At 44.9% G+C, this 22,135-nt stretch carries 17 protein-coding genes; 5 read left to right on the plus strand and 12 right to left on the minus strand.

Features of this window, described 5'->3' with window-relative positions; all coding sequences use genetic code 11:
- Positions 1–157 precede the first annotated feature (157 nt).
- Both tgt and queA read right to left on the minus strand, forming a co-directional pair.
- Positions 158–1,288 (minus strand): tRNA guanosine(34) transglycosylase Tgt, encoded by a 1,131-nt coding sequence (tgt, locus tag AACQ21_RS12310; protein WP_026027700.1) that lies wholly within the window; start codon positions 1,286–1,288, stop codon positions 158–160.
- 128 nt (positions 1,289–1,416) lie between these two features.
- Positions 1,417–2,469, minus strand: a complete 1,053-nt coding sequence (gene queA, locus AACQ21_RS12315) for a tRNA preQ1(34) S-adenosylmethionine ribosyltransferase-isomerase QueA (protein WP_105976692.1) — start codon at positions 2,467–2,469, stop codon at positions 1,417–1,419.
- 228 nt (positions 2,470–2,697) lie between these two features.
- Here queA and AACQ21_RS12320 point away from each other — a divergent pair, with 228 nt between their 5' ends.
- Complete coding sequence (locus AACQ21_RS12320) at positions 2,698–3,144, plus strand: CBS domain-containing protein (protein WP_038171482.1); 447 nt, start codon at positions 2,698–2,700, stop codon at positions 3,142–3,144.
- Between the two features lie 93 nt (positions 3,145–3,237).
- On the opposite strand, the gene aceA is transcribed toward AACQ21_RS12320, so the two are convergent.
- The 3 genes from aceA to AACQ21_RS12335 all read right to left on the minus strand — a co-directional run bounded on the left by aceA (position 3,238) and on the right by AACQ21_RS12335 (position 7,813).
- Complete coding sequence (aceA, locus tag AACQ21_RS12325; protein WP_105976693.1) at positions 3,238–4,548, minus strand: isocitrate lyase; 1,311 nt, start codon at positions 4,546–4,548, stop codon at positions 3,238–3,240.
- A 135-nt stretch (positions 4,549–4,683) separates the two neighbouring features.
- Positions 4,684–6,318 carry a malate synthase A gene (aceB, locus tag AACQ21_RS12330; protein ID WP_026028092.1) on the minus strand — a complete coding sequence of 545 codons (1,635 nt, stop codon included), beginning with the start codon at positions 6,316–6,318 and terminating at the stop codon, positions 4,684–4,686.
- Between the two features lie 592 nt (positions 6,319–6,910).
- Positions 6,911–7,813 carry a hydrogen peroxide-inducible genes activator gene (locus AACQ21_RS12335; protein ID WP_013857512.1) on the minus strand — a complete coding sequence of 301 codons (903 nt, stop codon included), beginning with the start codon at positions 7,811–7,813 and terminating at the stop codon, positions 6,911–6,913.
- Between the two features lie 196 nt (positions 7,814–8,009).
- On the opposite strand from AACQ21_RS12335, the gene AACQ21_RS12340 reads away from it, so the two are divergent.
- Positions 8,010–8,621: a peroxiredoxin C gene (locus AACQ21_RS12340; protein WP_010320425.1), complete on the plus strand. Its 612-nt coding sequence runs from the start codon at positions 8,010–8,012 to the stop codon at positions 8,619–8,621.
- Between the two features lie 157 nt (positions 8,622–8,778).
- On the plus strand, positions 8,779–9,615 hold the full coding sequence (locus tag AACQ21_RS12345) for a copper homeostasis protein CutC (RefSeq protein ID WP_105976694.1): 837 nt from the start codon (positions 8,779–8,781) through the stop codon (positions 9,613–9,615).
- A 66-nt stretch (positions 9,616–9,681) separates the two neighbouring features.
- Here AACQ21_RS12345 and phoU read toward each other — a convergent pair whose 3' ends face one another.
- From phoU to AACQ21_RS12365, 4 genes are read right to left on the minus strand one after another with little or no spacing between them, the layout of a single operon-like run.
- Complete coding sequence (gene phoU / locus AACQ21_RS12350) at positions 9,682–10,380, minus strand: phosphate signaling complex protein PhoU (RefSeq protein WP_010320427.1); 699 nt, start codon at positions 10,378–10,380, stop codon at positions 9,682–9,684.
- A 36-nt stretch (positions 10,381–10,416) separates the two neighbouring features.
- The gene (gene pstB, locus AACQ21_RS12355) at positions 10,417–11,235 is read right to left on the minus strand and encodes a phosphate ABC transporter ATP-binding protein PstB (protein ID WP_010320428.1); all 819 of its coding nucleotides are present in this window, start codon (positions 11,233–11,235) and stop codon (positions 10,417–10,419) included.
- Positions 11,236–11,237: 2 nt separating this feature from the next.
- Positions 11,238–12,884: a phosphate ABC transporter permease PstA gene (gene pstA, locus AACQ21_RS12360; RefSeq protein ID WP_105976695.1), complete on the minus strand. Its 1,647-nt coding sequence runs from the start codon at positions 12,882–12,884 to the stop codon at positions 11,238–11,240.
- 23 nt (positions 12,885–12,907) lie between these two features.
- Positions 12,908–15,109, minus strand: a complete 2,202-nt coding sequence (locus tag AACQ21_RS12365) for an ABC transporter permease subunit (protein ID WP_105976696.1) — start codon at positions 15,107–15,109, stop codon at positions 12,908–12,910.
- Between the two features lie 249 nt (positions 15,110–15,358).
- On the opposite strand from AACQ21_RS12365, the gene ppk1 reads away from it, so the two are divergent.
- Both ppk1 and ppx read left to right on the plus strand, forming a co-directional pair.
- Positions 15,359–17,458: a polyphosphate kinase 1 gene (gene ppk1, locus AACQ21_RS12370; protein WP_105976697.1), complete on the plus strand. Its 2,100-nt coding sequence runs from the start codon at positions 15,359–15,361 to the stop codon at positions 17,456–17,458.
- A complete protein-coding gene (gene ppx, locus AACQ21_RS12375; protein ID WP_017046241.1) occupies positions 17,439–18,944 on the plus strand; it encodes an exopolyphosphatase in 1,506 nt (501 codons plus the stop codon). The genes ppk1 and ppx overlap by 20 nt, the downstream gene beginning before the upstream one ends.
- Positions 18,945–18,987: 43 nt before the next feature.
- On the opposite strand, the gene AACQ21_RS12380 is transcribed toward ppx, so the two are convergent.
- Genes AACQ21_RS12380 through phoB form a run of 3 tightly spaced genes read right to left on the minus strand, consistent with a single transcriptional unit; the run spans position 18,988 to position 21,955 of the window.
- Positions 18,988–19,947: a PstS family phosphate ABC transporter substrate-binding protein gene (locus AACQ21_RS12380; protein ID WP_105976698.1), complete on the minus strand. Its 960-nt coding sequence runs from the start codon at positions 19,945–19,947 to the stop codon at positions 18,988–18,990.
- Positions 19,944–21,245 (minus strand): phosphate regulon sensor histidine kinase PhoR, encoded by a 1,302-nt coding sequence (phoR, locus tag AACQ21_RS12385; RefSeq protein WP_105976699.1) that lies wholly within the window; start codon positions 21,243–21,245, stop codon positions 19,944–19,946. Before phoR ends, AACQ21_RS12380 begins: the two co-directional genes overlap by 4 nt.
- Before the next feature lie 20 nt (positions 21,246–21,265).
- Positions 21,266–21,955, minus strand: coding sequence for a phosphate regulon transcriptional regulator PhoB (gene phoB / locus AACQ21_RS12390; protein ID WP_013857522.1), 690 nt, complete (start codon positions 21,953–21,955; stop codon positions 21,266–21,268).
- Positions 21,956–22,135 lie beyond the last annotated feature (180 nt).

Consider the following 22,135-nt stretch of genomic DNA (forward strand, 5'->3'; position numbering starts at 1 on the left):
CCTTGTGATGCACCTTCACCTGCTGCGTGTGCTACAGAAATTAAACTCATTGAAAACGTCCTCTAAAATATTGTTGTGTAATGTAATTCTAATTGGGCTGCGTTGGCTTAATTTCAAGTTTATCACTTCACAAATCAAGCAAAACGCAGCAAAACCGTTATTGGCCCATTGGTGGAACTTCACGATTGCGACGAGCATAAAACTCCTCAACAAACGCGTCGAAGCGATCTTCTTCAATCGCTAAACGAATGCTTGCCATCAGGCGTTGGTAATAACGTAAGTTATGAATAGTATTTAAACGCGCACCCAGAATTTCGTTACAACGATCCAGATGGTGTAAATACGACTTCGAATAATTTTTGCAAGTGTAACAGTCACAATGCGGATCCAGCGCAGTTGTATCGGTTTTATGTACTGCATTACGGATCTTGATCACACCACCCGTCACAAATAGATGGCCATTACGTGCATTTCGCGTTGGCATCACACAGTCAAACATATCGATACCGCGACGTACCCCTTCCACTAAGTCTTCAGGTTTACCGACACCCATCAGGTAGCGTGGTTTGTCTTCTGGCAATTGTGGACAGGTGTGCTCAAGTACACGGTGCATGTCTTCTTTAGGTTCACCCACCGCTAAGCCACCAACCGCGTAGCCATCAAATCCGATCTCGGTTAAGCCTTTCACGGAAACATCACGCAAATCTTCGTAAACACTGCCTTGCACGATACCAAATAGCGAGTTGGTGTTCTCTAATTTGTCGAAATGGTCACGTGAACGCTGCGCCCAACGTAAAGACATCTCCATTGATTTTTTAGCTTCATCGTGCGTCGCAGGGTACGGCGTACACTCATCGAAAATCATCACAATGTCAGAGCCCAGATCTTTTTGAATTTCCATCGACTTTTCTGCGTCCATGAAAATCTTGTCACCATTGACTGGGTTACGAAAATGCACCCCTTCTTCTGTGATTTTGCGAATATCACCCAGGCTAAACACTTGGAAACCACCTGAATCGGTGAGGATCGGGCCTTGCCAGTTCATAAAATCATGCAAGTCGCCGTGCATTTTCATCACTTCTTGGCCAGGGCGCAGCCACAGGTGAAAAGTATTACCGAGCAAAATTTCTGCGCCCGTCTCTTTTACTTCTTCCGGTGTCATGCCTTTTACTGTGCCGTAAGTACCTACAGGCATGAATGCCGGTGTTTGCACAGTGCCACGTTCAAAGGTTAATTGCCCACGGCGAGCATTTCCGTTTTTCTTTTTAAGTTCGTATGTTAACTTCACGAAGCCTCCAATGTCAGAGAAACAGTCTGACGTATCATGATTAGGTGCAAGCACCCCTCTAGAGCGGTCGCCAATTCCTAGCGAAAAACGAAGCGGAGCTTCTTCTCCTAGCGTAATGCTAGCACTCGTTAATTGGTGTTCTTGGTGATAAACATCGCATCACCATAACTAAAGAAACGATATTGATATTTCACGGCATGCGCGTACGCGGCCATAGTATGCTCATAACCTGCAAAAGCGCTGACGAGCATAATCAGTGTCGACTCTGGTAAGTGGAAGTTGGTGATTAAGCAATCCACCAACTGATACTCATAACCAGGGAAGATGAAAATTTCAGTGTCACCGAAAAAAGGAACCAGCTCAGTGCCCTTTTTAAGCGCATCTTGCGCGGCACTTTCCAGTGAGCGCACCGACGTAGTTCCAACAGCGATCACTCGGCCACCACGCGCTTTCGTCGCGTTGACGGCATCGACTACCTCTTGTGGCACTTCAACATATTCTGCATGCATATGGTGATCGTGAATATTGTCGACTCGTACTGGCTGGAAGGTTCCAGCGCCAACATGCAAGGTTACATAAGCAAATTCGACGCCTTTCGCTTTGATTTGCTCAAGCAGAGCCTCATCGAAATGCAAACCGGCGGTCGGTGCAGCGACAGCTCCCGGTTTTTGGTTGTACACGGTTTGATAACGCTCTTTATCAGCATCTTCATCAGGGCGGTCAATGTAAGGCGGCAACGGCATATGGCCAATCTCGTTTAAGATCTCCAGTACCGTCTTTGACGCTGTAAAACGAATCTCGAACAGCGCGTCATGGCGAGCCACCATGTGTGCATGATATTCGTCATGCTCTCCTAAATACAACTCACTGCCCGGTTTTGGCGGCTTAGATGAGCGAACATGAGCTAAAATCGTCTGTTCATCCAACATTCGTTCGACCAATACTTCCAGTTTACCGCCTGAAGCTTTGCGCCCAAACATGCGAGCCGGGATGACACGTGTATTGTTAAAAACCAATAAATCGCCGGGCTGAACTCGGTCAAGAACGTCTTTAAATGAGCCATCCGCCAGTTCACCGCTGTTACCGTCTAATTGCAGTAAGCGACTCGCCGTACGTTCAGCCGTTGGGTAACGAGCAATCAGCTCATCGGGAAGTTCAAAGTGAAAGTCTGAAACTTGCATAGTTCTTATCTTGTTCGTTTTGAGTGGATGACGTAATTTTTTTAAGCGCCGTAGTATATACGTAAACACCTTCGCTCGTCAGACCCAGATCTAAATTTAATGTAATTAAACATGAAAATGGCACCCAATCTTTACGCATCAATCAAAGTAAAAATAGCGGGAGCTCTCAGATATTTTGCGCAGAAAAAACTATAGTTGAATCAGGTCAATAATAAAAAGGAGCTCGTTATGATCAAAATTGAAGACATGATGACTCGCAACCCCCATACCCTGTTGCGTACACACACGTTAGCCGATGCTAAGCACACTATGGAAGCGTTGGATATTCGCCACATCCCCATCGTCGATCCACACAAAAAACTACTCGGTATCATTACTCATCGAGATATTCTTGCCGCGCAAGAGTCGAGCTTAAAAAACATCCCTGAAGATCAATCATATACACTGACAACGCCATTATATGAGGTGATGCATACTGAAATTATGACGGTTGACCCGCGAGCGGGGTTAAAAGAGAGTGCTATCTACATGCAAAAACATAAAGTAGGCTGCTTACCCGTTGTAGATAAAGGCCAACTAGTGGGCATTATTACTGACACGGACTTTATTGGGGTAGCTGTTACCTTACTTGAGCTACAAGAAGAGAGTGAACCGGACGAAGTCGATATTGAATAACGCTCACTCCCTAATATAAGTGCCTCACATAAAAAAGAGCGGCTTACGCCGCTCAAAGGTGTTACACAGATAATGATTGGGAAGTACCGCTAATTAAAATTGGTCTTCTTCAGTAGAGCCCGTTAACGCGGTCACGGAAGAGCTGCCACCTTGGATGGTATTGGTCATCCGGTCAAAGTAACCCGTTCCCACCTCTTGTTGGTGTGCAACAAAGGTATAACCTCTTGATGCTGCTTCAAACTCTGGACGCTGAACTTTCTCAACGTAATGACGCATACCTTCGCCTTGCGCGTAAGCATGTGCTAACTCAAACATGTTGTACCACATGTTATGAATGCCCGCTAAGGTGATGAATTGATATTTGTACCCCATGTCCGACAACTCTTGCTGGAAACGAGCAATGGTGTCTGCGTCTAAGTTTTTCTCCCAGTTGAAAGAGGGAGAACAGTTATAAGCCAGCAGTTGATCTGGGTATTGCGCTAGAATTGCTTCGGCAAATTGGCGGGCTTCATCCAAATCAGGCTTAGCGGTTTCACACCACACGAGATCAGCATACGGCGCGTAAGCGAGACCGCGTGAAATCGCTTGCTCAATCCCAGCATTCACGCGATAGAAACCTTCTTGAGTACGCTCACCTTGGATAAAATCACGATCGTATGCGTCGCAATCCGAGGTCAGTAGATCCGCCGCGTTTGCATCAGTACGAGCAATGACCAAAGTGGTTGTCCCTGATACGTCAGCGGCCAAACGTGCCGCAATCAATTTTTGAACCGCTTCTTGAGTCGGAACCAGAACCTTGCCGCCCATGTGTCCGCATTTTTTTACTGACGCCAACTGATCTTCAAAGTGCACACCGGCCGCCCCTGCTTCAATCATCGACTTCATCAACTCGTAAGCATTGAGTACGCCACCAAAACCGGCTTCAGCATCAGCAACAATCGGTAAGAAGTAATCAATACCACCTTCATCTTCCGGTGATTTTCCAGCCGCCCACTGAATTTGATCGGCACGACGAAACGAGTTGTTGATGCGCTTGACCACCGATGGAACAGAATCGACTGGATAGAGCGATTGGTCTGGGTACATGGTGGAAGCGGTGTTGTTGTCTGCCGCTACTTGCCAGCCGGAGAGATAAATCGCCTCAATTCCCGCTTTGGCTTGTTGTACCGCTTGACCACCTGTCAATGCACCCAAACAGTTCACATAACCTTTTTTGGCACTGCCGTTAACCAGTGACCACAATTTATCAGCGCCACGTTGGGCCAAGGTGTTGGCTGGAGTGATTGAACCGCGCAGGTCAACCACTTCAGCAGCAGTATAAGTACGCTTTACATTTTCCCAGCGTGGGTTGGTTGCCCAATCTTTTTCTAGAGCTTCGATTTGTTGGCGGCGAGTTAATGTCATGGTCTATCCCTCTTATTTTGATGCGCAAGCGCACTGTCATCCTTTTCTCAGCAGTACGACCTATTCTGCTTTTGAAAACAGCTTCACGTTATTGGTTGTCAGTAATTGGTTATTAGTTATTGGTTTTAAATCTCATCAATCTAGGTAGTCATAACCCGGAACGGTGAGAAAATGTGTCAGCTCATCGCTGGTAGTTAAGCGAGCCATCAATTGTGCCGCTTCGCTAAAGCGTCCTTGTGCAAATCGCTGCGTGCCGATTTCCTGTTTCACGACTTCAATTTCTTGCGCAAGATACTGCTCAAAAAGCGCTTTGGTAACAATCTGACCGTTATCCAAGGCTTTTCCATGCTTGATCCATTGCCATATTGACGCTCGAGAAATCTCTGCGGTCGCCGCATCTTCCATCAACCCATAAATGGGGACACAGCCATTGCCGGAGATCCATGCTTCGATGTACTGAAGTGCAACTCGAATATTATGACGCATGCCCTGTTCGGTACGTTCCCCTTCACATGGGGTCAACAGCTCATTGGCATGAATCGGCGCATCAGACAGACGCGTAACATCTAATTGGTTACAACGCTCGCCCAGTACTTGGTCAAAGACCGCTTTTGCCGTATCCGCTAAACCGGGATGGGCAACCCAAGTACCGTCATGACCATTATTGGCTTCGAGCAATTTATCGTGATGAATTTTATCGAGAACCAACTGATTTTCTTGGGGATCTTTAGCTGGAATGAACGCGGCCATACCGCCCATCGCAAATGCGCCACGCTTATGACAGGTGTAGATCAGTAAGCGTGAATAGGCGTTAAGAAACGGCTTTTCCATTGTGACAACTTGGCGATCTGGTAGCACCCGATCCGGATAATTTTTCAATGTCTTGATATAACTGAAAATGTAATCCCAGCGGCCACAATTTAAGCCGACAATGTGTTCTTTAAGCGAGAACAATATTTCGTCCATCTCGAACACGGCGGGTAAGGTTTCAATCAATACGGTGGCTTTAATGGTGCCAGTTTCTAACCCAAAATACTCTTCGGTAAAATGGAAAACGTCACTCCACCACTTTGCTTCTTGATAGGCCTGAAGTTTTGGAAGATAAAAATAAGGGCCACTGCCTTTTTTAAGCAATGATTTATAGTTGTTGTAAAAGTAGAGTGCAAAATCAAACAGCGAACCCGGAATACTTTGCCCTGCATATTTAACATGCTTTTCTTTAAGGTGCAGACCGCGTACCCGACAAATGAGCACCGCTGGGTTATCTTTAAGCTGGTAGCACTTACCATTGTCAGGATTGGTATAGCTAATGGTTCCTTCAATGGCATCACGCAAATTGACTTGCCCATCCAGCACTTTATCCCATGCTGGTGACATCGAATCTTCAAAATCCGCCATGAACACTTTGACGTTAGCATTCAATGCATTGATCACCATTTTTCGGTCGGTTGGCCCCGTAATCTCTACTCGACGATCTTGTAAATCGTGTGGGATACCGAGAATTTTCCAGCTTCCTTCGCGAATATCTTGCGTATCCTTGAGAAAATCCGGCAGTTCTCCGTTATCAATACGTGTTTGTCGCTCTTCTCGTGCATCCAGCAGCGAATCAACACGGCTTGCAAATTTAGCACACAGAGTGGACAAGAAGATTTGGGCTTCTGAAGGGAAAATAGCTTGGTGATGTGGGCCAACGGCACCAACAACCTCAAGCTTGGCTTCGTGGTGTTCTTTGCTGAGTGCTAACTCTGTTTCTGGGGTCTGTGCAAACATAACGTTCTTCCTTAAAACCATTCCAACTACATTTGTAATTTAAAAACCACAAATTCAAATGCTCATTTTTTGCTATCCACTGACTTATCTCTACCGACACTTTCTCTCAGTCAATCCAATATTTCAAGCCTAACCAAGCTAGACATAAGTCTTACAAAACCTTATTAAACCTTACATCAACTCATCATTCAGCAAAAGAGACAAAGTTAATGAAAGGTTAAAAACAAAGTTTTATCCCGTTTCAAACCTATGTTTGATTTCCTTGTTAAATATGAAAGTTATTACGTTATTTTATTACACAACTCAAAAAGGCAGATTTTAGTTTTAAACAGACGTTCGAAATGATGTGAGACGCAGTAAGGCTTGAATTTACGACTAACCGAGCGAGACAGATGGCTTCTTTTTAAACGCAAGAGAAAATAGGATGTGTAAAATTGTGGCTGTAAAGATTTTTGATTTTATGAAAACTTCATCAAGAATTGTTTGTAAAATTTTACAAGTTTAAAAACACTAACAGAATAAAAAACTGAAAAAAGCCACATTAAAAGTGACTTTTTGATTTTTTAGGCAAAGGAAAGAGTAAGACTAATCGCTAAAGTAAACCAGAAACCACATCCGCTAACTGCTTAAAAGTGTGAGTTCGCGATGAACTTGGCCGCCAGACTAAACCAATCTCTCGATACGCTTGCTGGCCAGGAGGCTCGATGACCACTAAATTTTGGTTTTCAACTAAGCCATGATTGATTGCCATTTGTGGAATGAAAGTCGTCCCTAAACCATTGGCGACCATCTGCACTAAGGTATGTAAACTGGTTGCGGTAAATGGATTAATTTTCTCTTTGGCGGTCAACTTGCAAGCCGACACAGCATGATCCGTTAAACAGTGCACATTTTCGAGCAAAAACACCGATTCATCAGGCAGGTCAGCATACTTGATTGGCACACGGATGCTATCCATTTGATGACGGCTGATCACCATTTTGAATGGATCAATCCCCACGACTCGACTCTCCATTTTGCCGATATCGACAGGCAAAGCCAAAATCAACACATCAAGCTCTCCATGACGCAGTGCAGCCAAAAGGTTCGTCGTCGTATCTTCTCGTAATAATAAGTTCAACTTCGGAAAGCGGACATTCACTTCTTGCACTAAATCACACAGTAAAAATGGAGCAATGGTTGGAATACAACCCAGCTTAAGCTGACCTTGCATCTCATCGCCTTGGCAAACCTTGCCGAGTTCCACTAAATCTTGTCCTTTGGCAAGCAACTCCCTTCCTTGGCTAACAACCAGCTCTCCCGCTTGAGTAAACACTAACGGAGCTTTCTTATCCTTTTCATAAAGCGGGCAACCTATTAATTCCTCTAAATTTTGGATCCCTTTACTTAGGGTAGATTGACTAACAAAACAACGTTCAGCGGCATCACTAAAGTGCCGTGTTTCGTAGAGTGTTACTAAATAGTGCAACTGCTTCAAACTGGGCCATTTATTCATCGTTCTACTACTATCTTATTTGAGTGCCGTTTCTGATTCCGTCATTAGAGCTCATCGCTTTTTTCGATGAGACTAATCTATTTATTTCGCTTTTTACTATCCTACAATCTGTACTATAGTTTGTCTCGTTCAAAAACGGACTGGACCAGTGCTCATCACTGGTTTGGAACTAAACCTTATTCTTAGGAGCAAAAAAATGGTACTAGTTGGTCGTAAAGCCCCTGATTTTACTGCAGCAGCTGTTCTTGGTAACGGTGAAATCGTTGATAGCTTCAACTTCGCAGAATTTACTAAAGGTAAGAAAGCGGTTGTTTTCTTCTACCCACTAGACTTCACTTTCGTTTGCCCATCAGAGCTTATCGCTTTTGACAAACGCTTCGAAGATTTCCAAGCGAAAGGAGTTGAAGTAATCGGTGTATCTATCGATTCTCAATTCTCTCACAACGCATGGCGTAATACCGCTATCGAAAACGGTGGCATTGGCCAAGTAAAATACCCGCTAATCGCTGACGTGAAGCACGAAATCTGTAAAGCGTACGATGTTGAGCACCCAGAAGCAGGCGTTGCTTTCCGTGGTTCTTTCCTCATCGACGAAGATGGTCTTGTACGTCACCAAGTTGTGAACGACCTACCACTAGGCCGTAACATCGACGAAATGCTACGTATGGTTGATGCGCTTAACTTCCACCAAAAGAACGGTGAAGTGTGCCCAGCACAGTGGGAAGAAGGCAAAGCCGGTATGGATGCATCTCCAAAAGGTGTTGCAGCATTCCTAGCTGAGCACTCAGACGACCTAGGCAAGAAATAATTCTCCTTAGCCCGCGCTCAACTCGGGTCAATGGTTGGACATATAATAAAGCGTAAAACGCATCGCCAATCAGTTAAGAAGTAAAGTCCTTATCCAAGCTCAAAGCTAACGCTTTGGGCTTTTTCGTTGTCGTTCATTTAGTGAAAATGAGGCAGCACTGGTTGGTAAACTTTACCCCTATTTCTCACCTCAATCACACAGACGTCACTACTCTAACTTGCTAACATTAACCAAATTTTTCCAGCAGGATTTTACTATGAATATTCAAGTTGAAGTGTGTATTGATAATATTGAATCGCTACACAACGCCATTAAAGGCGGGGCTACTCGCATTGAATTGTGTTCGTCGCTCGCATTGGGTGGACTGACGCCCAGCTTTGGTTTAATGAAAAAGGCCGCACAAATATCGAGCGTTCCTGTTTACGCGATGATTCGTCCGCGTCAAGGCGACTTTCTTTATGATCAGGATGATCTCGATTCGATGTTGATCGATATCGAGATGGCAAAACAGGCGGGACTAGACGGCATCGTCTTTGGTATTTTGAATCCGAATCGCACCATCAACCTTGAAGCAAGCTTACTGATGATGCAAGCCGCGCAAGGGTTGGGTACCACTTTCCACCGTGCGATTGATCAATGCCACAGCTATGAACAAGCGATTGAAGACATTGCAAAATTAGGGTGTGAGCGTGTACTTACTTCAGGGTTAGCGCCAGATGCCTATGCAGGACGAGCCGTAATTACACACATGGTGAAACTGGCGAATGGTCGATTCTCTATTATGGCTGGGGCTGGCTTAAACGCATCAAACGTGACTGACATTATCCGTGAAACGGGCATCACTGAAGTGCATTTGTCCGGCAAAACCACGCGTGCAAGTAGCATGGATATGATCGCCAATGCGGTGAAAATGGGCCAAGAGTCTGTCGATGACACCTTAATCCCAATAACCGATCCGGCTAAAATCCAAGAGGTATTACGCCAGCTTTCTTAACTTCGGCAACCGTTATGTCTTGATGTAAGGTGAATAACTTTCCTTCACCTTACTTTACCCAAAAGGCTATTTGAGGATGTCATCAATCGATTGTTTACCTAAGTGGCGCACATCCTTACCTTTGACAAAATAGATGATGTATTCGCAGATATTCTGGCAGCGATCGCCCACGCGTTCGATGGCTCGTGCAGACCACATGACTTGTAATATATGTGGGATATTTTTAGGGTCTTCCATCATATAGGTCATCAGTTGGCGGATCACTGCTTCGTATTCGGCATCCAGCTTGTCATCCAAGCGGTACACTTCAGCAGCCGATTCAAGATCCATCCGCGCAAAAGCGTCTAACACTTGGTGCAACATTGCAATGGCTTGCCGGCATAAAGGTTCAAGAGAAACTCGAAATTTGCTCTCTTTAGGCGAAGGGCTTTCGATAGTGACGTAGGCAATTTTGGTGGCTACATCACCAATTCGTTCAAGGTCGGTAATGGTTTTGATGATCGCCATGATCAAGCGCAGATCCTTGGCTGTCGGTTGTCGCTTAGCGATAATACGCGTGCAAGCCTCATCAATAGAAACTTCCATCGCATTCACTTTGTGATCATCCCGAACGACTTTTCTGGCCAGATCGGCATCATCTTTATGCAATGCTTGCATCGCAAAAGAGAGTTGTTGCTCCACCAGCCCGCCCATCGTCAATACATGAGTGCGAATCGATTCAAGTTCAACATTGAACTGTCCTGAAATGTGGCGACCTAGATGCATCATCGTTCCTTTTGAATATCGCTATTGACGAAAGTATTAACCATATCGACCAGTAATATAGTCTTCCGTCTGTTTTTTCAATGGGGAGGTGAAAATAGAGTCAGTATCCGCATACTCAATCAATTTTCCCATATGGATAAAAGCCGTATGATCGCTCACTCTTGCCGCTTGTTGCATGTTATGCGTCACAATCACCACTGTGTATTTGGTTTTGAGATCGTTAATCAACTCTTCGATGGTCAACGTAGAAATTGGATCTAACGCAGACGTTGGCTCATCAAGCAACAGCACCTCTGGCTCAATAGCAATCGCTCTGGCGATAACTAAGCGTTGCTGCTGCCCACCCGAAAGGCCAAATGCATTTTCATGTAGGCGATGCTTCACTTCATCCCATAACGCAGCGGCTCTTAAAGCTCGCTCAACTGAGTCATCTAAAGTACGGCTATTTTTAATTCCTTGTAAACGAAGCCCATACACCACGTTTTCATAAATGGATTTCGGAAATGGGTTGGGGCGTTGGAATACCATCCCCACTCGGCGGCGCAACGTGGCAACATCCACATCTGGGTGATAGACGTTTCTACCATGAAGTTTGACTTCACCTTCAACTCGACACCCTTCGACCAGATCGTTCATCCGATTAATACAGCGCAGTAAGGTTGACTTACCACAACCGGAAGGGCCGATAAACGCCGTTACTTGTCCTTTGGGAATACGCATTGAGATATGGCTCAGCGCACAAGTCTGTTTATAGAACAGATTCAGATCTTCAATCGCAATCGCCGTTTGTTGATCGCTCAGATTATTGACATCTAACGGGGCGTGATAACCCAAAGTTTGATTGATGGAAAACATAATTAATCTTGCCCTAACGTTCGATATTTCTCACGCAAGTTATTGCGGATACTGATGGCCGTTAAATTCAGTGCCACAATCACTGTCACCAATAAAAATGAAGTGGCGTACACCAGTGGCCTAGCCGCTTCGATGTTGGTCGTTTGGAAACCAACATCGTAAATATGAAAACCTAAGTGCATGAATTTTCGCTCAAGATGTACAAAGGGAAACTCGCCATCCACAGGCAAACTTGACGCCAGTTTGACCACACCCACCAGCATCAAAGGGGCAACCTCACCCGCGGCTCGCGCAATGGCGAGAATAAGCCCAGTAATAATCGCAGGGCTTGCCATCGGCAATACTATGCGCCAAATCGTCTCAAAATGGGTAGCGCCCAATGCTAAAGAGCCATGGCGTACTGCGCTGGGAATCCGTGTTAACCCTTCTTCCGTCGTCACAATCACTACGGGTAGAGTTAACACCGCTAATGTGAGCGCCGACCACAGTAAGCCAGGCGTACCAAAAGTGGGGGCCGGTAACCTTTCGCTATAGAGTAGCGTATCAATCGATGAGCCTATGGTGTAAACAAAAAAACCAAGACCAAATACCCCATAAACAATCGATGGCACACCAGCAAGGTTGATAACCGCAACACGAATGATACGAGTAAACAGATTCTCTTTTGCGTATTCGTGCAGATAAATAGCCGCCACAACACCAAGTGGCATGACAATAATCGACATCAACAACACCAACAGCACTGTACCAAAGATGGCTGGAAATACGCCGCCTTCAGAGTTCGATTCTCGGGGATCTTCTGATAGGAAGAGCCACACCTGCTTCCCCCACTGGACCAATTTTTGCCCCAAAGTCATATCATTGGGATACCAAATATCGAGAATTTGGCTAAGTGGAATCGCCACTCGTTGCCCACTCATCTCTTCAACAATCAACGACGGCCCATTCATTTGCTGGCGCAGCGCATCTAACTTTTGTTCGGCAATAGCTAATTGGCTATCCAAATCCTGCTTTTTATGAAAATAGTGGTCTAAATAGGTTCGTTCTAGCTTTCCATTGAGTTCTTTACGACGCTTCTCTAAACGTAATTTTTCGGCGGCAAAGCCAATGACTCGGATCTCTTGGTCAATCACATCGTCAATTTGCTCTCTCAATAACGCGACATCCTGCATTCCTGCAGCGAGCATGGTCTGAACATCCGAACTCTCGCTTCCATCAGTTTGAACATAAATAATCGGCTTGCCATAAAACTGTCCGTTACTCTTACGTTCTATTACCGCCCACCCGCTAGGCATTTGTTTATCCGACAGTTTAATATCCAGTATCGAGACAAAGTCCGCATGATTTCGCTCTCGGTTAGCGACTTTGATACTGAGCCGCTTCACTTCCCCAGCATCCAGTATGGCTTTGGGCCATGTAATATCTAACGCTCTTAAGTGTGTTAATGGCACATTTTCCTCAGAGTAGAGCTGACCAACCAGTGCTTGCCCCTCTTGAGTTTGCCATTGATAAAGTGGCGTCGGCCAAAAATAGGTTAATCCTTTCCAACCAATAAACAGGAGCAAGCCCAATACCGAAATCAGGCTGATGCTGACAGCACCGCCTGTTAACCATATCCAAGGTGAACCTGATTGAAACCACTTAAACATATGTGATGATTTTTCCCAATTGATTACAAAGCGCGATATTTGGCACGCAACCTTTGTCTGACCCATTCAGCAATCGAGTTCACACAAAAGGTGAACATGAGTAGCAATAGTGCCGCTAAAAAAAGCAACCGATAATGGGAGTTCCCCACTTCCGACTCTGGTAACTCAACCGCAATCGTTGCCGATAAGGTACGCATCCCTTCTAAAATATTCCAATCTAAAATGGGTGTATTACCCGTCGCCATAAGAACGATCATTGTTTCTCCGACGGCTCGCCCCAAACCCATCATGATCGCCGAGAATATGCCAGGACTTGCCGTTAACAACACGACTTTAGTTAATGTCTGCCAAGGTGTTGCGCCTAATGCTAATGACCCATCAGAAAGATGTTTAGGTACGGAAAAGATCGCATCTTCCGCAATAGTGAAAATGGTTGGAATGACGGCAAAGCCCATCGCAAAACCAACCACCAGCGCATTACGCTGATCAAAATCGATGCCGTTTTGCGCGAGATAAATCTGAATATCGCCATCAAATAGCCAAACTTCAATTTGGCTGCTATACGAAAAGATAACCACTGCACTAACGACTAATACGGGGATTAGTATCAATGCGTGCCACCCATTTGAAAAATTTCGCACCCATGCTCTCGGTAACAGGTGCCAACCTAGCCCAACGAGTAACATCACAATGGGTAAAAATAGCAGCAGCGCTCCGACCGCCGCGAGATGGCTTTCAATTAATGGTGCAAACCACAACCCCGCTAAAAAACCAATAATGACGGTTGGTAACGCTTCCATCAATTCAATCGACGGCTTCACCACTCGGCGCATTCTCGGTGACATAAAATAAGCCGTGTAAATCGCGCCAAACACCGCAATCGGTATTGCAAATAACATTGCGTATGCTGCGGCCTTAAGAGTGCCAAAAGCTATCGGTACTAGGCTAAACTTAGGCTCAAATTCATCGTTCGCTGACGTCGATTGCCACACATATTGAGGCTCTGGATAACTTTCGTACCACACTTTTTGCCACAATGATGAGAGTGATATTTCAGGATAATCATTATCCACTTTTGCCACGCTGATCTTCTGCTCGCTTAACGTAGCGAGATAAAGCTCATTATTGGACATGGCGGCCAATTGAGGGGCTTTGTTGTACATCCTCTCAAACAACACCAGTTTTTCACTGGTCGTATAATGACTTTGGATTGTGCCATTAGGGTAGAAACTGTAAAAACCTTTGCGATAAGTATCCGGCAGTAACAGCGTCACCTGCGGCGCTAATTTAAACTTACGAATCTGAGTCAGTTGACGTTCTTCATTTTGCAGCACATCAAACCATTGTGACACTAAGCCGTTACGGTGAGTCACCAGTAGCGAATAAGCACCGGACAATAAGTTGATTTGTGTCACGGCTCGATCGGAATTACCTTGGCTTAAATCAACTACTTCTCGCACGAAATAACCTTGACGACTCTTAACTGCAACAACCAATTCGGACCCTGAGCGAAGATAAAGCGTTTTACCATCTGGCGTAAAAAGCAATTGGTCCAAAGAAGGAAATGAGCCTTGAAACACAAAGCGCTGAATTGGCTCGACGTTATCACTCGTTAAGGTTTGTACTATCACCTCATCATTATCGAGATAAGAAGCGAAGAAAAGTGCCTCATCAGTAACGGCGAAGGCAAACTGGCGTAACGTTTGCGTTTTATGAGTCAGCCGAAAGGTAGAGGGTAAACTGACGCGCTCAAGATAAGGAGAAAACTGGCGACCTTCCATGCTATGAAGATAACTGAATTTAGGGCGAGCAATAAAGACCTCTCCCGCCACATTGCTAGCGGCAAACCATCCATCCAGCGGGGGAGCTTGGCTAAAAAGATCAACGCGAATAGGGAGACTATCCGACCACAATGCGTGTTCCGTTTTGCCGTCCAAGGGCCAAAAGTTCATGCTGCCGTCAAGGTCAACAACAAAGGCATTCTCGCCGTATTCATCTATGGCCAAAAATTGAGGATTGGAAGTGGTTATACTCACTTGCGCCACGTTCCTTTCAATTTTTGCGCTACCAAAAAGAGGGAAAACAACCATCGCAAGATAGACAAAAATCAGCACTAAAGCGCCAAGTACACTCACGCCACCAAAACTCACTGCAAGGCGAACCAAACGGTCTTTTATCAACCGTTTTCTGTCACGTTCCTTCAATGAAAATTCACTTGGTGCCATTGCTCTCTCTACCCTTTTTCCTGTCTGCGTATAATATGTAATTTTCGTGACAAGTATATTACAACTCGCAATAAACGACTGAAAATAAAACAACTATACTCAACTTGCCTACTTGAAATAAAAATGTCACATAAAAGGCATAGTTTGCATAATCATCAATACCCGAATTGATTGCTGTGCAGAATCGCACAATCAGCACACAGAGGGTGAGTCAGTAAAAAACGTCAATTGAGTTAAAAGGTAACATGAATGAGTACGGACAAGTTGTATATCGACAAGGAATTGAGCTGGCTTTCGTTTAATGAACGCGTATTGCAAGAAGCCGCAGATAAAACCGTGCCTTTAATCGAGAGAATACGGTTTTTAGGTATTTTTTCTAACAATCTGGATGAGTTCTATAAAGTTCGCTTTTCCGATGTAAAACGGCAAATTTTGATCAACCGAGAACGTGGTGGTAACGATACTACCAAGCATTTGCTGACACGAATGCAAAGTAAGGCGTTCAAACTCAACCAAGATTTCGACAATCTCTATAATGAGCTTATTTTAGAAATGGCACGTCGCCGTATCTTCTTGGTTAATGAAACGCAGTTGGATGAGACTCAGAAAAAATGGATCACTAAGTATTTCCATAAAGAAGTGCGCCCGCATATTACACCGCTGCTCATGACTGACGACATTGATGTCATGCAATTTTTGAAAGATGAATACGCCTATATTGCCGTTGATCTCAAACACAATGACCGCAGCCAATATGCGCTGATTGAAATCCCGACAGACCACCTACCGCGCTTTGTCATGGTGCCGGAGCAAAAGGGCAAACGCCGTAAAACCATCATCTTATTGGACAACATCATTCGCCACTGCCTCGATGAGATTTTCCGCGGATTTTTTGACTATGAAGAGCTCACGGGTTACGCGATGAAAATGACACGTGATGCGGAATATGACTTGCGACGGGAAGTCGAATACAGTTTGTTAGAACAGATGTCAGAAGGGTTGAATCAACGCTTAAGTGCTATGCCCGTACGCTTTGTTTATGAACGAGAAATGCCGACAAAAATGCTTAAATTTTTGTGCGAAAAACTCAAAATATCGCACTATGATAGCCTTCTTCCTGGTGGTCGTTACCATAACTTTAAAGATTTTATTGGGTTCCCAAACGTGGGGCGTGACTATTTAGAAAACAAGCCGCTACCACCCATGCAATGTGCTGACTTTGAAGGTTTTGCCAATGCATTTGATGCGATTCGCGCTCAGGATATTCTACTTCACTATCCTTACCACTCATTTGAACACATTACCGAGTTGGTAAGACAAGCGTCGTTTGATCCCAAAGTGATCAGCATCAAAATCAATATTTATCGTGTTGCCAAAGATTCTCGCCTAATGAACTCGCTCGTCGATGCGGTACACAATGGCAAACGAGTGGTGGTAGTGGTTGAGTTACAAGCACGGTTTGATGAAGAAGCCAACATTGAATGGTCACGTATTTTAACCGAAGCGGGGGTCCAAGTAATTTTCGGTGCTCCCGGATTAAAAATTCACTCTAAATTGCTGCTCATTAGCCGCAAAGAACAGGACAACATCGTTCGCTACGCACACATCGGCACGGGCAACTTCCATGAAAAAACCGCCCGTATCTATACGGACTTTTCACTACTGACCGCCGACAATGAAATTGCTACCGAAGTACGAAACGTGTTTGGCTATATTGAAAACCCTTACCGCCCAGTTAAATTTAGCCATCTCATTGTGTCGCCAAGAAACTCTCGTATTCAGCTTTATCGATTAATCGACAGTGAAATCGCCAATGTGAAACTTGGCAAAAAAGCCGCAATCACTTTAAAGTTAAATAACTTAGTGGATAAAGGGTTAATCAATAAACTGTATGGCGCAAGCAGCGCGGGCGTACAAATTAAGATGATCGTCCGGGGCATGTGTTCACTGGTTCCGGGAATTGAGGGCGTGAGTGACAATATCAAAATCATCAGCATCGTTGATCGCTTTTTGGAACACCCTCGTGTCATTATTACGCACAATGATGGCAACCCGCTGGTGTATATCTCCTCTGCCGACTGGATGACGCGCAATATCGATCATCGTATCGAAGTAACGACACCAATTCGTGACCCACGTTTGAAACAGCGTATGATTGACATTATGAATTTACAATTTACCGATACAGTGAAAGCGCGCTGGATAGACAAAGAGATGAGCAATAATTATGTAGAACGTGGTAACCGTAAAAAAGTGCGTTCACAATTTGCCATCTACGACTATCTTAAGAATGTAGAAAGACAGACCAGAAAGATCAAAGAACCCTTACATGACAATCAACCCAACTAATACTATTCGCGATATTGCAGCCATCGATTTAGGCTCTAACAGCTTTCATATGGTGGTGGCCAAAGTCGTCGATCAAGATCTGCAACTGGTGAGCCGCCATAAGCAACGTGTACGCTTGGCGGCTGGGTTAGATGAACAAAAAAATTTGGATGCCGATGCCATAGAGCGAGGACTTGAATGCTTAGCGATGTTTGCCGAGCGGTTGCAAGGTTTCGAACCTGAAAACGTGCGTATCGCGGCCACGCATACACTGCGTCAAGCCAATAATGCTCATACATTCTTGCAACGAGCCAAACAGGTACTGCCTTTCCCTATTGAAATCATTCCCGGAGCTGAGGAAGCACGCTTAATTTATTTAGGCGTGGCACATACTCAACCTCAAGCAGCGTCTATGTTGGTGGTGGATATCGGTGGCGGCAGTACCGAGATGGTGATTGGCCAAGGGTTTGATCCAGACCTAATCAACAGCAAGCAAATGGGATGCGTCAGCTATACCGACCGTTACTTCGCTGATGGTAGGCTTTCAAGCAGAAACTTCGCTCATGCAATATTAGCCGCCGAGCAAAAAATCGAATCTATTGCGGCGAAATATCGCAAAAAAGGGTGGGAAGTCGCCTTCGGCTCATCAGGAACCATCAAAGCCATTCACGAAGTACTGATTGGTTTGGGCTTTGATGATGGCATCATCACGCTTGAGCGAGTCAATAAACTCATTGAAAAACTCTGTGAATGGCAAAGTATTGATGAGATCGAACTCAGCGCGTTGACTGACGATAGAAAACCCGTTTTTGCTGCGGGCGTTGCCATTTTAAGCGCGGTTTTAAAATCGCTGCGTGTGAAAGAGATGCATTTTTCTGATGGTGCATTACGAGAAGGTTTGCTTTATGAGATGGAAGATCGGTTCAAGTATTCCGATATCCGTTTGCGTACCACTGAAAACCTCGCGATGAAGCATCTAGTCGACTTAGAGCATGCCGCTAAAGTCAAAGGCCATGCAAAAGAGTTTCTACAGAATGTGACCCCAGAGCTAGGATTGAAAAAAGGCAGCGAACTGTTTGATCTTTTGGAATGGGGAGCGTTATTGCATGAGGTGGGATTGAGCATCAACTTACAAGGCTTTCACCGACACTCTGCTTATATTCTGCGTCACACCAACATGCCCGGTTTTAACAGCGAACAGCAACAGGTACTGTCGACCTTAGCGCGCTTTCAACGCAAATCCCTCAAGCTGCAAGAAATGAATGATTTCACCTTGTTTAAGAAAAAGCACATTATTGGCCTCATCCGCGTGTTGCGTTTAGCGATTGTTGTCAATAGCCAACGTAATGATGATCCTCTTCCTGAGCTGACACTCAGCGCAAAAGATGATGAGTGGAAACTAGAATGTGAAGACGCCAATTGGTTAGAAAATAATAAATTATTACATGCGGATCTGATGTGCGAACAACAGTATTGGCGAAGTGTCGGTTGGCAGCTCAATGTTTAAATTGAATTGGGTTTGATTAAAAAAATAGCGAGCGAACCGCTCGTTATTTTATGCCCACTTTGGCTAGTTCTTGTTGAGCAAACTCGGCACTGACAGGCACATAACCATCTTTCCCAACAATCGCTTGTCCTTGCTTAGAAAAAATGAAACGGATAAATTCTCGCTGCATGGGTGGCAGATCCTGATTAGGATGTTTATTCACATACACATACAAATAGCGAGATAACGGATAAGCACCTGATAGAATGTTCTCATGGCTTGCGGCAATAAACTGATCGCCTTGTTTGGCTATCGGAATCAATTTCACACCAGAAACCTGATAACCAACACCAGAATAACCGATAGTATTGATCGATGAAGCAACCGATTGTACAACCGATGCCGATCCCGGCTGCTCGTTTACTCCCTTTTTGAAATCGCCACCACACAGTGCATTTTGTTTGAAATAGCCATAAGTTCCCGACACCGAATTTCGGCCAAACAGTTGAATTCCTCGCTTAGCCCAATCCTCATCAACACCCAATTGCGCCCAAGTATTGATCGGTTGTGTTGCACCGCAGCGCAACGTGGATGAGAAAATACTGTCTAATTGAGTAAAATTAAGCCCTTTGATTGAATTATCTCGATGTACAAAAATACCAATGGCATCTATCGCAACCCGCAATGCCGTCGGCTTATAACCGTGAGCGCGCTCAAATGCTTCAATCTCACGACCACGCATCGGGCGACTCATTGGGCCAAATTGCGCCGTTCCTTCAGTTAAAGCAGGAGGCGCGGTGGAGGAACCTGAGGCTTGTACTTGAGCATTGATATTTGGGTAGATCGTCTTAAACTCTTCAACCCAGAGCGTCGTCATTCCTGCCAGAGTGTCTGACCCCACTGAAAGTAAACTACCTGCAACACCGTTAGTTTTTGAATAATCCACGAGCGGCTGAGCGCTCACGGCGTTCGTGGTAACCAGCAAGTAAAAATAGAGAAAGGCTGTAAATATGCGATGTATCATGACAGCACAACCAAACGTTTAGGCAAAATAAAAGAGAATTTGCTGCCAACACCCACTTCACTGTGAATCTGCAAATGCGTGTCATGATGTGACAATGCATGCTTAACAATCGCGAGCCCAAGCCCACTTCCTCCGGTATCTCGCGAACGTGCTTTATCGACACGATAAAAACGTTCCGTTAAACGATGTAAATGCTGTGGCTCAATCCCTTCCCCTTTATCCACCACGTCTAAACAAGCACCTTGCGCGTTTTGATACCAACGCACATTAATTTCCGCTCCCGAAGGCGTATATTTGACGGCGTTATAAACAAGGTTTGATATAGCACTGCGCAGTTGATCTTCATCGGCCAATACTTTAAGTCGCTTATCGACATCAAAATGCAGTCGGTGATGATGATCGCCACTTAAACTGATCGCTTCTTTTTCAAGTACTTCCAACATAGCCGGAACATCAACCACTTCATCCAACTCATGCATAGGCGCCGCTTCAATTTTTGACAACGTCAGCAGTTGATTGACTAAACTGTTCATACGGTTTAACTGCTCAGTCATCACTCCATGTGCCTTAGGCCACATCGGCCCTACCAGCATGTCAGGGTCTTCTGTCATCTCAAGATACCCTTGCAACACCGTCATCGGCGTTCTCAGTTCATGAGAAACGTTAGCAAAGAAATTTCGGCGCATGCCTTCTAACTGTTTCAACTGAGTGACATCACGCACAACCATCAAATGCTCACCTTCTGTGTAAGGCACAATACGCAGCTCTAGCATTCGCTCCACATTAAGTGGAGAGCGCATTTCAAGTGGTTCTGTGAAATCATCTTTTTGCAGATATTTGATAAAATCAGGGGCGCGCAATAAATTTGAGATAGGTTGACCTGCATCATCTGGCCAGCGAAAACCAAGCAGGTGTTGTGCAAGTCGGTTACACCAAACGATATTCCCTTCGTCACGGAACACCACCACCGCATCGGGTAGCGATTCAGCCCCGTTACGAAAGCGGCGGATCAAATTAGTCAGTTCTTTGCGTTTTTTACGTTGGCGTTGCTGTAAACGGTAAATCCCATTAAACAGGTATTCCCAATTTCCAGTCCCGGAAGGCGGCGTTAAACGTTTTTCATCCCACAACCAAGCCGACAAGCGCATTTGGTTATGCAAATGCCAAATCAGTTGCAACGCCGTAGCCGCTAGCAGCAGCCAAGCCATATGGCCAAAGATCCAGCCAACGATAATCCAAGGAGAGTAAAAAAAAGCCAGCTCCCAAGCCAGCCTTTTCCACGTTAAACGTTCAACCATTTCGTACCTTAATTAATCCTTTATGTTCTGGATGAAAAGCGATAACCGGCACCACGTACTGTTTGAATTAATTTATCGTGGCCAGCCTCTTCTAACGCTTTTCTCAGACGGCGTATATGAACATCGACAGTGCGGTCTTCAACATAAACGTTGGTACCCCACACATTGTTCAATAACTGCTCACGGCTATAGACGCGTTCTTGGTGCGTCATAAAGAAGTGTAGCATTTTGAATTCCGTCGGCCCCATCTCTAAGGCATTATCATTAGCCGTTACTCGATGAGAGACAGGATCTAACTTCAATCCTTGCACGTCGATCACATCTTCCAGTGCTGTCGGTGTGACGCGCCGGATAACCGCTTTCAAACGAGCTACTAACTCTTTAGGCGAAAAAGGTTTGGTTATGTAATCATCCGCACCCACTTCAAGGCCGCGAACTTTATCTTCTTCTTCACCACGGGCGGTTAACATCACAACAGGAATGTTGCGTGTTAATTCTTCACGCTTCATATGCTTAATAAAGTTGATACCACTCCCGCCGGGCAACATCCAATCTAATAACACAAGATCGGGAAAGGGTTCAGCCAGTTTACTCACCGCCGTGTCGTAATCTTCCGCTTCAACAGCTTGATAACCTTTTTGCTCAAGCACGAAACACAGCATTTCGCGAATGGGAGCTTCGTCTTCAACAACCAGAATCCTTCTAGACATTTGAATAACCTTTCTATGTAATCAACGCTATGCATTATGGGAAAAAATTATGACACTTTTGTGACCTTTGCAAACAATTTTTCATATAAGTTTCTTATCAAGTTCATGATTATATTTTGAAATTGATTTAAGACTTTAGCTTTCAAATCCCCTATCATGTTGCGTCTTCTAATTAAGTAA

This window comes from Vibrio sp. V01_P9A10T6 (assembly GCF_963877065.1).
Taxonomy (GTDB): Bacteria; Pseudomonadota; Gammaproteobacteria; order Enterobacterales; family Vibrionaceae; genus Vibrio; species Vibrio anguillarum.